General features: G+C 39.0%; 14 protein-coding genes and 1 other RNA gene. 4 read left to right on the top strand and 11 right to left on the bottom strand.

Annotated elements, in window-relative coordinates:
* Positions 1 to 109: 109 nt before the first annotated feature.
* The 4 genes from dolP to ABN080_RS08440 form a co-directional block, all read right to left on the bottom strand.
* A complete protein-coding gene (gene dolP / locus ABN080_RS08455) occupies positions 110 to 688 on the bottom strand; it encodes a division/outer membrane stress-associated lipid-binding lipoprotein (protein ID WP_072069742.1) in 579 nt (192 codons plus the stop codon).
* Positions 689 to 697: 9 nt separating this feature from the next.
* A complete protein-coding gene (gene diaA, locus ABN080_RS08450) occupies positions 698 to 1,288 on the bottom strand; it encodes a DnaA initiator-associating protein DiaA (protein WP_004245257.1) in 591 nt (196 codons plus the stop codon).
* 22 nt (positions 1,289 to 1,310) lie between these two features.
* Positions 1,311 to 1,691, bottom strand: coding sequence for a YraN family protein (locus ABN080_RS08445; protein WP_072069741.1), 381 nt, complete (start codon positions 1,689 to 1,691; stop codon positions 1,311 to 1,313).
* Between the two features lie 75 nt (positions 1,692 to 1,766).
* A complete protein-coding gene (locus ABN080_RS08440) occupies positions 1,767 to 3,521 on the bottom strand; it encodes a penicillin-binding protein activator (protein ID WP_349440825.1) in 1,755 nt (584 codons plus the stop codon).
* 61 nt (positions 3,522 to 3,582) lie between these two features.
* On the opposite strand from ABN080_RS08440, the gene rsmI reads away from it, so the two are divergent.
* A complete protein-coding gene (gene rsmI, locus ABN080_RS08435) occupies positions 3,583 to 4,461 on the top strand; it encodes a 16S rRNA (cytidine(1402)-2'-O)-methyltransferase (RefSeq protein WP_072069740.1) in 879 nt (292 codons plus the stop codon).
* Between the two features lie 60 nt (positions 4,462 to 4,521).
* An RNA gene (gene rnpB, locus ABN080_RS08430) (RNase P RNA component class A) lies at positions 4,522 to 4,897 on the top strand.
* A gap of 67 nt (positions 4,898 to 4,964) precedes the next feature.
* Here rnpB and ABN080_RS08425 read toward each other — a convergent pair.
* On the bottom strand, positions 4,965 to 5,669 hold the full coding sequence (locus tag ABN080_RS08425) for a pirin family protein (protein ID WP_349440824.1): 705 nt from the start codon (positions 5,667 to 5,669) through the stop codon (positions 4,965 to 4,967).
* Positions 5,670 to 5,782: 113 nt separating this feature from the next.
* Between ABN080_RS08425 and ABN080_RS08420 the strand changes: the two genes are divergently transcribed.
* Positions 5,783 to 6,685, top strand: coding sequence for a LysR family transcriptional regulator (locus ABN080_RS08420; RefSeq protein ID WP_072069738.1), 903 nt, complete (start codon positions 5,783 to 5,785; stop codon positions 6,683 to 6,685).
* An 87-nt stretch (positions 6,686 to 6,772) separates the two neighbouring features.
* On the opposite strand, the gene ABN080_RS08415 is transcribed toward ABN080_RS08420, so the two are convergent.
* The 5 genes from ABN080_RS08415 to ABN080_RS08395 form a co-directional block, all read right to left on the bottom strand.
* Positions 6,773 to 7,165 (bottom strand): DoxX family protein, encoded by a 393-nt coding sequence (locus ABN080_RS08415; RefSeq protein WP_072071050.1) that lies wholly within the window; start codon positions 7,163 to 7,165, stop codon positions 6,773 to 6,775.
* Between the two features lie 184 nt (positions 7,166 to 7,349).
* On the bottom strand, positions 7,350 to 7,655 hold the full coding sequence (locus tag ABN080_RS08410) for a YqjK-like family protein (RefSeq protein ID WP_231619333.1): 306 nt from the start codon (positions 7,653 to 7,655) through the stop codon (positions 7,350 to 7,352).
* The gene (locus tag ABN080_RS08405; RefSeq protein ID WP_196554774.1) at positions 7,636 to 8,046 is read right to left on the bottom strand and encodes a phage holin family protein; all 411 of its coding nucleotides are present in this window, start codon (positions 8,044 to 8,046) and stop codon (positions 7,636 to 7,638) included. Before ABN080_RS08405 ends, ABN080_RS08410 begins: the two co-directional genes overlap by 20 nt.
* A gap of 6 nt (positions 8,047 to 8,052) precedes the next feature.
* A complete protein-coding gene (locus ABN080_RS08400; RefSeq protein WP_196554773.1) occupies positions 8,053 to 8,358 on the bottom strand; it encodes an ElaB/YgaM/YqjD family protein in 306 nt (101 codons plus the stop codon).
* Positions 8,359 to 8,602: 244 nt separating this feature from the next.
* Positions 8,603 to 9,259, bottom strand: a complete 657-nt coding sequence (locus ABN080_RS08395) for a DedA family protein (RefSeq protein ID WP_196554772.1) — start codon at positions 9,257 to 9,259, stop codon at positions 8,603 to 8,605.
* 736 nt (positions 9,260 to 9,995) lie between these two features.
* Here ABN080_RS08395 and sstT point away from each other — a divergent pair.
* On the top strand, positions 9,996 to 11,249 hold the full coding sequence (gene sstT, locus ABN080_RS08390) for a serine/threonine transporter SstT (RefSeq protein WP_072071046.1): 1,254 nt from the start codon (positions 9,996 to 9,998) through the stop codon (positions 11,247 to 11,249).
* Positions 11,250 to 11,361: 112 nt separating this feature from the next.
* Here sstT and ABN080_RS08385 read toward each other — a convergent pair whose 3' ends face one another.
* The gene (locus tag ABN080_RS08385; RefSeq protein ID WP_349440823.1) at positions 11,362 to 13,380 is read right to left on the bottom strand and encodes an oxidoreductase; all 2,019 of its coding nucleotides are present in this window, start codon (positions 13,378 to 13,380) and stop codon (positions 11,362 to 11,364) included.
* Between the last annotated feature and the right edge of the window lie 165 nt (positions 13,381 to 13,545).

The raw sequence follows: 13,545 nt of genomic DNA, 5'->3' as shown, positions 1-13,545 counted from the left end.
CTATTTTATTGCAATTCGATTTTAGTTAAGAGAGACACTGCCAGTATCAGTTATTATTCACAAAGACTGATACTGGCAGGATAATACAAAACGATATCAAAATGCGGGATTAATTAAGGTAAGTAAATGCGGTGGTTACTTTAACGACCCCTTTGGTTTCACTGGCTATTTTCGCAACAGCAGCCCCTTCTTGGCGAGTTAAAATACCAAATAAGAACACCTCACCATTTTCAGTGATCACTTTTACCGACGAGGATTTGACTGAATCACTGCCTAAAATTTGAGAGCGAACTTTGGTTGTTAACCATGTATCTGATGATGCAGTGCCTAATGTCACCGGCTCGCCTTGGCGGACTTCGTTATAGACGTTATTCACGCCTTCAACTTTACTTGCGACTTGTTTTGCCGTATCGGCAACGGACATATCAGGGCTTTGACCTGTTAATAAGATATTGCCTTGATAAGCAGTCGCCACAATACGTGAATTGCTTTTCTTGATTTGTTCATTTTTATTTAGAGCACCAGAAACACGCGCTTCCAATGTACCATCATCAACTTGTTGCCCTAATGAGCGAGGATCAGTTGCAGTTTTGCCTGCAACAGCAGCCGTGCCGACAACAGCGGCACCGATGCAACCTTGCAGTAAAAGCGCAGAGCACAGCACTGCAGTGATAGGAAGCAATTTCATAGTAACTCCTTAGTCATCCTGATGTGGGAATAATGTATTATCAATTAAATCGCAGAGACAATTGACTGTTAGCATCTGAACTTCCTGTATTCTGACGGTACGTTGAGAAGGAATACGAATCTCAACGTCTTGAGGGCCTAATAACCCTGCAAGCTCTCCGCCATCATAGCCTGTTAATGCAACAATGGTCATATCTCGTGTTACAGCGGCTTCAACGGCTTTAATAATGCTTCGACTGTTACCGTGTGTCGAAATAGCAAGTAGCACATCTCCAGCTTGTCCTAATGCGCGCACTTGTTTAGCGTAGATCTCATCGTGTTGCTGATTCCCCATAATTGCAGTCATCACCACGCTATCTGTGTTTAACGATAATGCAGGCAAACTTGGACGTTCTGTTTCAAAACGATGGATCATGCTTGCGGCAAATCGCTGTGCTGTTGCTGCTGAGCTACCGTTTCCACAGCTTAATATTTTATGGCCATTTAATAACGATTGAACCATCATCATGGCGGCTCTGGAAATAGCATCAGGTAATGCTTCTGCTGCTGCAATTTGAGTTTGGATACTCTCTGTAAAGCAGACTTTGATTCTATCAAGCACGTTAAGACCTATATAATCTAATTTAACGAATAAATTCCGTATAATCGAGAATGTTTTTTAACCATATTAACTGGCGTTGATTAAATGCACAAACATCAAAGCGACAGTCTGATGTCTCGATACTTTCTTGGCGCTGTGCTAACCAACACTTTGCTGTACGCCATAAGCGACGCCGTTTAGAGTAGGTAATGGAGCTTATCGCATCACCAAATAAGGTGTTATATCTAAAACGAACCTCAACAAATACCCATGTCTTGTTTTCCTGCATAATAAGATCAATTTCTCCGCAGGGATATCGGACATTACGCGCAATGAATATTAATCCTTGTTTGCGTAAGTATTTTAGCGCTTTTTGTTCATAGTACAGCCCTAAAAAGTAAGGGCTTTTAGAAAAATCATCCATGATTTTCTTCCTTCATTACTCATAAAACAAACCGCCATAAAGGCGGCTTATTTTTATGATAACGGAGTATATCTATTACTGTGTAACAGGTTCAATTTTACCTTGTTTAAATTGCATCCAAGGAAGTTGTCTATAAACAGTACAGTTATCTTCAACACGTAGTGAGCCTGAAATACCATTAAAACGTAATGTACCTTTTGTCAGATCATTGTAATTGTTTGCTAATGACCATGCATCAATTCCCATAGCATAAAGACGCATTAATGAGTAATCGTTCGCAAATTTACTTGATGCTTTTTGCATTAACGGCAAATTAGCGCCAGTCATCAATGGAATATCACTAAATTGAATGCCATCCATTTCCATGCGGAAATCAGGGCCTGTTCCACCTTGATTGCTACGAGAGCTAACATAAATCGGTGGGCGTTTTTGGGTACTGATCGCCATATCGATCATAGGTTTAATTAAAGTTAATTCATCACTGGTAGCAATGATGTAAACCGAATCAATCGCACCACCAGCAGATGGAATAGATTGAGAGTCTAATGGCAGAGGTGCATTTTCTGTTGGTAAAATAGGTGTTCCTGTCATACGAATACCGACACCGCGATTAATCGATGCTTTTAAGCTTTCAACAGAACTAAAGGTTTGTTGTAAAACTGTACCGCCACCTGTACGTTGCCATTCATCAGCAAAAGTTTGTGCCATTCTTTGGCCAAATTTATTATCTGGAACAATAATTAATGGGTTTGCTTTTTGTTGCTGACGCAAGTGTTGTGCTGCATTACGGGTTTCATCTTCAGGTGAAAGAGAGAAGAAACAGACGGTCGTTGCAGAAGGAATTGTATCTAACTCGTTTAATGCTAATACCGGTAAGCCACTTTGAAGTTCAATAGTTTTCATTACTTCTGGTTTTAGCAGAGGACCGACAATTAAGTTAGCGCCATCTTGTTGTACTTTTTTCAGTAAGACATCAATAGGTTGGCTATTAGTATCATAAACAATTACTTGGCGTGCATTTTGTGCAACGGGATCTAAACGCAGTGTGGTGTTACTTGAAAATGCAGAACTCTCTTTTTCTTTATCTTGAGTCGTTTCAGTTTTTTCAGTTGTTTCTTGTGCGGTATCCGTTGTCGGTGTTTCAGTATTTTTGATGCCTAATTCTTCTAAGATTGAAGCAAGGCTGTCATCATTTTTAGGGGATTCTGGCTCAGGCATTGCTTGAGGTTGTGGTAAGCCACTTTGCGCATCAAGGAAGCCTTGGCGAATAGCCTCTCCAAATACTTTAGCTTGCCCTGTTAAAGGCAACAATAATGCGATTTGGCTACTTGTACTAACAGAAGGCTGTGAAAGACGTAATAATGATACAGGGAGTGTTAACGCTGCTGGGTTACGAGGATAGCGAGTTTGCCATTCTCTCACGGCAGTTGATAGCTTATCAGCATCATCTTTGTTGTATTCATATGTGTTGAGTAAATCTAACCAACCTTGCAGGGTATTTTCATCTGCTTTGATAACCACACCACGGCGTTGTTCTGGTGTGAGTTTGGTCAGTGTGAGCCATGTATCATCAATATTTTTCTGATGTAGCTCAGGATCAGTAATTAATGTTTCTAACCCAATATAGGCTCTAATAACATCTAAAGATGCCAGCCCTTGAGCATCATCAATCACTTTTTGAAATTGTTTCATCTCCATTTCTGCTTTTGCAGCGGGAGTGAGAGGTTGTTCTTGTTGCCCCGTCAGGGTACAACCTGACATAATCAGCGCAGAGAGTATCGCAGTATAGGATAAACCTGTTTTAAAACGCACAAAAATTGAGGAAAGCATACTGTACCCAGTGATGTTTTATAATTATGCTCAATTTTAAATCGGTCATTCGGAATAAACAATGAATCAACCTAATCGAGCAGCGGTAACGACATCCACACTGTACATAGTACCCACACCTATTGGTAATCTGGGCGATATCACCCAGCGGGCACTAGATGTGCTGTCTCATGTCGATTTAATTGCTGCAGAAGATACCCGTCATACAGGGCTTCTATTACAGCATTTTGCCATTAACGCACGTTTGTATGCGTTACATGATCATAATGAACAGCAAAAAGCAGATCAATTAATTAGCAAATTACAACAGGGGCTAAGTATCGCATTAGTCTCTGATGCAGGTACACCATTAATTAACGATCCTGGCTATCATTTAGTCAATCAATGTCGTAAACATGGCATAAATGTCGTGCCACTGCCTGGCGCTTGTGCTGCTATTACGGCACTTTCTGCTGCAGGGCTTCCTTCTGATCGTTTTTGTTATGAAGGTTTTTTACCAGCAAAAACAAAAAGTCGCCAAGATTGCCTACGTGAATTGTCAGAAGAACCTCGTACATTGATTTTTTATGAGTCAACACATCGGCTGTTAGATAGTTTAGCTGATATGGTGACAGTTTGGGGTGAAGATCGCTACGTAGTATTAGCGAGAGAGCTCACAAAAACGTGGGAAACTATTCAAGGTATGCCAGTGGGTGAATTACTCAAATGGGTACTTGAAGATGAAAATCGCCGTAAAGGTGAGATGGTTCTCATTGTTGAGGGGTATGAAAAACCCGTTGATAATGATTTTTCCCCTGAAGTGTTGCGAACACTTGCGATTTTACAAAAAGAGTTACCTCTGAAAAAAGCAGCTGCTGTGACGGCTGAGATTTATGGCGTGAAGAAAAATGCACTTTATAAACACGTTATTGAGCAAAATGGTGAAGCTCAAGACGAGTAAAGTGATTTTTTAGCTTCTTTTGCTATACATTTTCTATCAGAATCCCTATAATCCGCACCCTGAGTTGACTAGACAACCGCTGCTTTATCGTTGTCCCTTCGGGGGAGACGGATAGAGGGGAGGAAAGTCCGGGCTCCACAGGGCAGGGTGCCAGATAACGTCTGGGAGGCGCGAGCCTACGACAAGTGCAGCAGAGAGTAAACCGCCGATGGCCTGTTTTCAGGATCAGGTAAGGGTGAAAGGGTGCGGTAAGAGCGCACCGCGCAACTGGTAACAGTTTGTGGCATGGTAAACTCCACCCGGAGCAAGACCAAATAGGGGTTCTTATGGTGCGGCCCGCATTGAACCCGGGTAGGTTGCTGGAGCCAGCGCGCAAGTTCTGGCCTAGATGAATGGTTGTCCACGACAGAACCCGGCTTAACGGTCAACTCACCTCATAAAAAACCCTCGATTCACATTGTGTGTCGAGGGTTTTCTACTTTTATGCCGATTTAAACGTCTCATTACGAAATTATATCAATAAATAAGCCACGAAAATTAACCGAGCTTTTTAATGTGATGCTATGGCTATCTTGAATAAACGCGCCATCACCACACTGTATTTGCCCATTTTCTTGTGTTGATGTTTGCAAATAGGTGCCGCCTTTTATGGATTGTAAAAAGCCTTTCTGTCCTTTTATTGGGAGTGTAATTTCATCACCTGCTTGCAAATGAATATGATAAAGCCAAATAGTTTGCCTTAACATTAACGAGCCATCATCACCCGTAGGTGAAGCTAATAATTGATATTTTAAATTTTCATCTAATATCAATTTTTGTGAAGCTAAACTTTCTTGTTGTGGACAAGCATTTAGCCACAACTGGATACGGGTTAATGGCGTATCTGGGCTGCTATTTTTCTCAATATAGGTTTCTGTATTATGAGGCGAAATAAGTAAGCACTCATTTTCTTTTGCTGTGACTGTCCGTCCCATATTATCTAGGTATGTCGCTTCCCCTTGAAGAATAAGATTAACCACATCAACATGAGGATAGGTCTTTGCTTTAAATTCAGAATTTGGTGCAAGCACTTCTTGGTTAAGAACTCTTAGCGTGCCATAGTCTAAAAAATGAGGGTCAAAATAGTGGCCAAAGGAAAATGTGTAGCGAGCTTGTAGCCAACCATAATCCGCTTTACCACACTGTTGTGCTGTTCTGTATTTTATCATGGCGGTATTTTTCGAGTAGATTATCAATATATTTATCATAGAGGTATGGACTGTCTATTGTTAGCAAGTTAATCTGGTGCCTATAATCAAATTATTTGATAGAGATAAGTATAATGAGTAAAGACAAAGCAATTACGTTGGAATCTTTACGAGTCATGGATGCCATTGATCGTAGAGGGAGTTTTGCGGCTGCGGCTGATGAACTAAATCGAGTTCCATCGGCACTTAGTTATACCATGCAAAAATTAGAAGAAGATTTAGATGTTGTCCTTTTTGACCGTTCTGGTCATAGAACTAAATTTACCAATGTTGGCAGGATGCTACTTGATAGAGGACGTATATTACTTGAGGCTGCTGACAAATTAACGTCAGATGCAGAAGCCTTAGCAAGAGGTTGGGAGCCACATATCACTATTGTTTGTGAAGCACTGACACCCGCATCTCGTCTCTTTCCTTTGGTTGAAAAATTAGCTGAAAAATCCAATACACAACTGTCATTAGTGACAGAGGTATTAGCAGGGGCATGGGAAAGTTTAGAAAGTGGTAAATGCGATATTGTGATTTCACCCGATATGCATTTTCGCACTTCATCTGAAATCAACTTTCGCCCTTTATACAATACCACTAGTGTTTACGTTGCCAGCCCAGATCACCCGATCCATAACGAGCCTGAACCATTAGCAGAAGAAACTCGTTTAAAATATCGGGGCATTGCAATTGCAGATACGGCAAGAGAACGCCCTGTTTTAACCGTATTATTATTAGATAAACAACGTCGTTTAACGGTCAGTTCTATCGAAGATAAGCGCCGAGCGTTAATTGCAGGTTTAGGTGTGGCGACAATGCCAATTGATTTAATTGAAGATGATATTAAAGAAGGGCGCTTACGTGTTGTTGGCCCAGAATATCATCATGAAAATAATATTATTATGGCATGGCGAAGAGACAGCATGGGTGAAGCCAAATCGTGGTGCTTACGTGAAATTCCTAAACTCTTTGCTAATGATAAAAAATAATTAACAGTGAGCGGAATATCGATCTATTTTATCTTTGTCGCATAAAAAAGATCCCCTCAGGGATCTTTTTTATTTCAAGATGCCATCTTACCAGTTTTTATTGAAAATACGATCTAAGCTCCATTTACCCGGGCCTGTCACAACGAGTAATAAATATCCGCCTGCAATTGTCATGTTTTTCATAAACATTAATTGGTTCATGCCTTCAGCAAAATTACTGTGGAACAGTAAGGCGGTTAAGAGAGTAAAGACTGCAGTAAAAATTGCAGTGGTGCGAGTTAAGAAACCAAATAAGATTGCTAATCCACCACCTAATTCTAATAAAATAGTCAGTGGTAATAAGAAACCGGGAACGCCCATTGCTTGCATATATTGCTGTGTACCTTCATATGCGCCAATTTTTCCGTAGCCTGCGCTGATAAATAAAATCGGCATTAAAATACGGGCAATTAATAACGCAATGTCTTCAAATTTTTTCATAATATTTATTCCTAATAAAACTCTATTATCTGCAATGTATATCTGTTTATATTTGTATTTTCGTCGGTTATTTTTCTACTTTTAGATTTAATAACCACGGTTACGGTGTGAGATAGATAATAATGGGAAATTGAAAAAGAGAATATTAAGAAGAATTAACATTCTTAGACAAAAAAATTGATGTTCAATCTGAGGTTTTTTTGAAGGACTTCTGTATTGCTCGAATTAAGCCAATTGCACCGATAGCGCGTTGTCCTAACCGTATGATTTTTTTAGGGTGTTTAATACTGTAAAGAGAGATAAAACTAGCACCTACTAAAAAAGCAGGTTTTAAAGAGACTAAAATCCGCCACGCTTTGTCATAAGGCTCTGTCACATCAAGCCAAGTTTGTGTACCTTGGCCCAAATCAGAGCGCTGTTGCTGAATTTTATTCAACAACAGCTTTTTACGTCTTGATAGAACACTCTGCTTATTTTGTTTGTTCATCATGATATTGCTCCAAAAGACGTTTATCTAATTCCAGTTGTTGGCGAGTATCGCCTAATAAGGTGGAATTTCGTGCTTTCTTTAATGTCATGATGGCGCCAATAAGGGCGCAAAAAAGCAAAATCGCTGTTGTAACCGCTAAAGTATAAATTCGGTATTCTGGGGGAATAACCCAAAATAACAATATAAGCAGGCTCATTAGACCGAATGCGGTAAGTAACAAGGTGACTCCAGCCATTAAAATAAGCTGGATCAAGGTGGTTTTTTCTTCTTCCAGTTCAATAGCTATTAATTGTAGGCGAGTTTCAACCATGCCTATAACGATAGCACCAATTCTACTGAGAGAATTCAGAACCCCAGATGCGGGGCCCTGTGGTCTTTGAGTATCACTCATTATAAATTAGCGTTTTGCAAGTAGAACGCCAAGAACAACACCAACAGCAGCACCGATACCAATACCTGTCCATGGATTTTCACGAACATAGTTATCTGCTTTTCCTGCCATTTCTTTCGTGTTATCGACAATTTCTCGACCTGCATCACTGAGTTTTGCACGAGAACCTTTTATTGCCGATTCTGCTTTTGCACGCAGACTTTGGATTTCTTCTTTGGATTTATCTGCAGAGGAGTTCAGTACTTCTTCTAGAGTATCAGCAAGAGATTTCAATTCACTACGCAGATCTTCATTTGAACGTTGTTGAGACATAATTAACTCCTTTAATAGAGATAGAATGTAGTACTTATAACAATAGACTAATTTTACAGCTTAATGAAATTAAATAACGACTTAAAAGTGAAAAAAAGAGATAAATCTTAATTAAATGGGAGGATTAAAGGAGCTTAGAAGTGTGTATTCTGAAAAAAAGACCTGTTCAATATGATGAAACAGGTCTCTATTATTTTTTGCTGTGTAATTCCTATCGGAATATCTTGATAGTATTTAATTCGTATTAAGCTTTTCTTTTCTTTTTAATAACCACCCAAATGCTACCAATTAAACCGATCACTAATAGGCAAACAGGTAATAGCATAAGAATATTCATTAAATAGTGTTCGTATTGGCGAAATAGCGGACTGTTACCGAGTAAATAGCCTAGCGTTGTTAAAATACCTACCCATAAAAAACCGCTTAGCCAATTGAAAATTTGAAAGCGGGTATTATTCAATCCAGCAAGGCCAGCAATGGTTGGTAACAATGTTCTAACGAACGCTAAAAAACGACCAATAAGTAATGCGGCTAAGCCATGGCGATGAAAAAGCCCATGTGCGCGCTGGTGATAATGTTCTGGTAGATGTGACAGCCAACTACGCACTAGTTTTGTATTACCAAGCCATCGTCCTTGAAGATAGCCCAGCCAGCACCCTAGGCTCGCACCTGCGGTTAAAATAAGTAAGGTCAATGGAAAGTCCATTGTATCTTTAGCAATTAACACACCCACTAAAATTAATAAGCTATCTCCTGGTAAGAAAGCAGCGGGCAATACTCCGTTTTCTAGGAATAGTATGGTGAATAATAAAATGTAGATAATCCATATTAATGAGGGATTAGCTAAGGTTTCGTAATCTTGATGCCATAGCGCCAAGAAGAGCTCTCTTACGATTTCCATATAAAAGGCTTCCTAAAACTGAGTCATTTGGGGGTAAATGTAAATTCAATAAGTGTTGTAACCCATTTACCCGTTTTCCACTTCATAGGGTCTATTTTTCATTGTTTAAAACAGCAACACTCTAACAAAATCAGGAAAAACTAGACAGAAAATTTTTTAACTCGATAACGAGATAACTTATCCATAGATATGGGATCTTGAAAAATAGACATCTAATCTCTTTTCGAATTCAGAGTAGGGAATTTTTTAAAAGAAAACCTTAAGAGCTATAATGCTAAGAAGAGAAATATCACATTTTGTTTTAATCAAAAAAAGATAAATTTTTAATATTATTTGAAAGAAAATAAAAGGTTATCTTATTTATATTACACATCTTTTTTTGTCTGTTATTTATACAGTTATGAATAGATAGCGTGATTAATTGTTAGTGATTATGTTAATAAAAAAAACAATCAATTGATTGAAAGAATAAAAAATAGCAGAGTGAAAATAAAAAATAAGTAACATGACCCAGTATAACTTACTGATAATAATAATTTCTTTCATTTCTAATTGGTATACTAAAAAGAACAAAATCCTATTATGATCACAGTTATGTTATCTTTTTGTTAACAATAACGGTTAATGCTGTATATTTTGCATAATCAGCTTTTCAGCGCGATTCAATTCCTTATACTGGCATTGCAAACACTCAAAAATGCTTTTTTTAAATATTATTTTAAGTAATGGAATAGCTATGGATAAACAACAATCCAGAGTCTTCAGCCTGTTCTTTAAGGGAAGCCTCGTCAAACAAATACTCGTTGGTTTAGTTGCAGGGATCTTACTCGCTTGGTTAGCACCAGAAGTTGCCAAGATGATGAGTTTGTTAGGTACTCTGTTTATTAATGCTCTAAAAGCTGTTGCGCCAGTCTTGGTATGGGTGCTGGTAATGGCTTCGATTGCTAATCACCGTCAAGGGCAAAAATCAAATATTCGCCCTGTGCTAGTTTTATATCTGCTAGCAACGTTCTTTGCTGCATTAACTGCTGTTGTTGCAAGCTTTATGTTCCCATCAGTTTTAACGCTAGTTGTTAATGAATCACAACTGTCACCACCTGAAAATATCGCTGAAGTGCTTAAAGGGGTATTAATTAATGTGGTAGCAAACCCTGTTGATGCGCTTATCAACGGCAACTACATGGGGATCTTAGCATGGTCTATTGGGTTAGGTTTAGCATTACGCCATGCAAGTGATACCACTAAAGCTTTAACACAAGATTTAGCGGATGCAGTGACAAACTTGGTACGTGTTGTTATTCGTTTAGCCCCTATTGGTATTTTTGGTTTAGTGTCGTCAACTATCGCAACAACTGGCTTTGAAGTTTTAGCGGGTTATTTACAGGTCCTGATTGTACTGATTGGCTGTATGCTGTTTGTTGCTTTAGTCGTGAATCCACTGATTGTATTTTGGAAAATCCGCAGTAACCCATACCCATTAGTATGGGCATGTTTGCGTGAAAGTGGTGTAACCGCCTTCTTTACACGTAGTTCAGCAGCAAACATCCCTGTGAATATGGCAATGTGTCGTCGTATGAATTTAGATGAAGACACTTATTCTGTCTCAATTCCATTAGGTGCGACCATCAATATGGGTGGTGCGGCAATTACTATCACTATTTTGACATTAGCGGCAGTCAATACATTAGGTATGCCAGTTGATGTGCCAACTGCACTATTATTAAGCCTTGTTGCTGCAGTTTGTGCATGTGGTGCATCTGGTGTTGCTGGGGGATCTTTACTGTTAATTCCACTAGCTTGTAGCATGTTTGGTATTAGCAATGATATTGCTATGCAAGTGGTTGCCGTGGGTGTGATGATTGGTGTATTACAAGATTCAGCTGAAACTGCACTGAATTCATCAACAGATGTTCTCTTTACTGCAACAGTCTGTATCGCAGAAGATAATCGTATTTCAGATAATCCATTAACTGAAAAAAATAATGGGTAAAAAGGGTAAGTAGTAAGACAGGAAGAGCTGTAAAAATAATAATCAATAATAAAAAAATAGAACCCCACATTTTTATGTGGGGTTTCTTTTTTACTCAAGCACTGAAAAAGGATTAAATATTGAGAGCTAATTCTGTTCCTTGCCTAATAGCACGTTTTGCATCTAATGCGCTAGCATCTTTAGCGCCGCCGATAAGATGGACTTTTGTATGGATATTTTCTAAAGAAGTAAGCAAAGGATGATAAGCGCGTTGCCCTGTACACAATATAATATTATCTGCCATAAGAAGTTGCTGTTTTCCATCTTGTTCAATAACAAGACCTTCTGGTGTAATTTGTTGATAATGGCAATGCGTTAAGAATTTAACGCCTTTTTTCTCTAGCGTTAAACGATGTATCCAACCCGTTGTTTTACCTAAATTCAATCCTATCTTTCCGGCTTTGCGTTGAGTCATAACAATCTGTTTATTATCACCTTTTAAGTGATTTTCTGGTTTTATTCCGCCACGATATGAAAGCGTCGGATCAATGCCCCATTCTTTGTTAAAAGCACAGGGGCTTAGGCTACTGCATTGCCCTTTTTGCGTAAGATAGAGACCGGTATCAAAGCCAATACCTCCGCTACCAATAATCACGACTCTTTTACCCACGGGTTGATGGTGCTTTAAAACATCCAAATAAGTTTTAACAATTGTATTATCTCGGCCTTCTATATCAGGAAGGTGTGGTATTACACCACTGGCTAAAATAATTTCATCAAAGTGTTTAAGATGATGAGGAGTAGCTTCAGTATTATTTTTAACAATCACACCAGTGAGTTGTAACTGTCGTTTAAAGTAACGCAAGGTTTCCTTAAACTCTTCTTTTCCGGGAATTTGGCTAGCAATATTCAACTGCCCACCAATAACATCTTCTTTTTCAAAGAGTGTTACATGGTGACCACGTTTAGCCGCTGTTATAGCAAAAGATAATCCCGCAGGTCCTGCGCCGACAACAGCCAGTTTTTTAGGTTGTTGGGTTGGAGTAACCAGAAGTTCGGTTTCTCGACAAGCAAAAGGATTGACTAAACAAGATGCTGTTTGCCCTGAAAATATTTCATCAAGGCACGCTTGATTGCAAGCAATGCAGGTATTGATTTCATCTTCACGCCCTAATTGTGCTTTTAGAACGAACTCAGGATCAGCAAGAAAAGGGCGTGCCATTGAAATCATGTCGGCACAGCCTTCTGCTAAAATAGCTTCTGCGGTTTGTGGTGTGTTAATACGGTTTGATGTAATAAGAGGAATATTCACTTGGCCCATTAATTCGCGTGTTACATTCGCAAATTGGCTTCTTGGTACCATCGTGGCTATCGTTGGAATTCGAGCTTCATGCCAGCCAATCCCTGTATTGATCATTGTAGCGCCAGCTTTCTCAACAGCTTTGGCAAGATAAACAACTTCTGATGCATCTGAACCATTTTTAATTAAATCCAGCATAGAAAGACGGTAAATAATAATAAACTGCTCACCAACGGCTTTTTTTATGCCTTCAAGAATACGTAAAGCGAAGCGACAACGATTTTCAATATTACCACCCCATTGATCGTCACGCTGATTCGTATGGTTAACTAAAAACTGATTAATTAAATAACCTTCAGATCCCATTATCTCAACACCATCATAGCCCGCTTTTTGAGCTAATTGAGCGCAGTGAATGTAGTCATCAATAGTTTGTTCAATTTGTTCATGACTCATTTCTTTTGGCATAAAAGGGGTTATTGGTGATTGAATAGCAGAAGGCGCCACCAAATTAGGTTGGTAACTATAACGACCAGTATGCAATATCTGTAATGCAATTTTTCCACCTTGCTGATGAACGGCATCAGTAACCAATTGATGTGGTGCAAGCTGGGATTCAGACATTAATGTTGCGGCGTGTGGTAATAATACACCTTGCTTATTAGGTGATATCCCTCCTGTAACAATAAGTGCAACGCCTGCGGCGGCTCTTTGTGCATAAAATTGTGCAAGTTTTGGAGCATCTTTAGGGTCTTCTTCAAGACCAGTATGCATAGAGCCCATTAACATTCGGTTTTTCAGTACAGTAAACCCTAAATCAAGGGGAGAAAATAGATGAGAATAATGTGCCATCAGATACCCTTTTTAGACTGGTCAGATGAGATATCTATAGCATAACGAGAAGTGAGAGATTAAGAGTTCATTATGTTAACAAGTTGTGATCTTAATCATGGAAAAGGTGAATAGCACGTTATAAAGCAATAATAATCTAAGTGATTACTTAATGAGAACAAATAG

The sequence above is a fragment of the Proteus sp. fly-1089 genome (genome assembly GCF_040138965.1).
GTDB lineage: Bacteria > Pseudomonadota > Gammaproteobacteria > Enterobacterales > Enterobacteriaceae > Proteus > Proteus vulgaris_B.
Note: the sequence above shows the minus strand (reverse complement) of the source record. Positions and strands in the feature narration are given on the sequence as shown.

Excerpts from the sequence above, each read along its gene's own strand:
- ABN080_RS08415 (WP_072071050.1), bottom strand. The coding sequence starts at position 7,165 with ATGAAAAAATTTGAAGACATTGCGTTATTAATTGCCCGTATTTTAATG.
- ABN080_RS08440 (WP_349440825.1), bottom strand. The coding sequence starts at position 3,521 with ATGCTTTCCTCAATTTTTGTGCGTTTTAAAACAGGTTTATCCTATACT.
- ABN080_RS08385 (WP_349440823.1), bottom strand. The coding sequence starts at position 13,380 with ATGGCACATTATTCTCATCTATTTTCTCCCCTTGATTTAGGGTTTACT.
- ABN080_RS08405 (WP_196554774.1), bottom strand. The coding sequence starts at position 8,046 with ATGAGTGATACTCAAAGACCACAGGGCCCCGCATCTGGGGTTCTGAAT.
- ABN080_RS08425 (WP_349440824.1), bottom strand. The coding sequence starts at position 5,669 with ATGATAAAATACAGAACAGCACAACAGTGTGGTAAAGCGGATTATGGT.
- rsmI (WP_072069740.1), top strand. The coding sequence starts at position 3,583 with ATGAATCAACCTAATCGAGCAGCGGTAACGACATCCACACTGTACATA.
- ABN080_RS08400 (WP_196554773.1), bottom strand. The coding sequence starts at position 8,358 with ATGTCTCAACAACGTTCAAATGAAGATCTGCGTAGTGAATTGAAATCT.
- ABN080_RS08395 (WP_196554772.1), bottom strand. The coding sequence starts at position 9,259 with ATGGAAATCGTAAGAGAGCTCTTCTTGGCGCTATGGCATCAAGATTAC.
- ABN080_RS08445 (WP_072069741.1), bottom strand. The coding sequence starts at position 1,691 with ATGGATGATTTTTCTAAAAGCCCTTACTTTTTAGGGCTGTACTATGAA.
- ABN080_RS08420 (WP_072069738.1), top strand. The coding sequence starts at position 5,783 with ATGAGTAAAGACAAAGCAATTACGTTGGAATCTTTACGAGTCATGGAT.
- sstT (WP_072071046.1), top strand. The coding sequence starts at position 9,996 with ATGGATAAACAACAATCCAGAGTCTTCAGCCTGTTCTTTAAGGGAAGC.
- ABN080_RS08410 (WP_231619333.1), bottom strand. The coding sequence starts at position 7,655 with ATGATGAACAAACAAAATAAGCAGAGTGTTCTATCAAGACGTAAAAAG.
- dolP (WP_072069742.1), bottom strand. The coding sequence starts at position 688 with ATGAAATTGCTTCCTATCACTGCAGTGCTGTGCTCTGCGCTTTTACTG.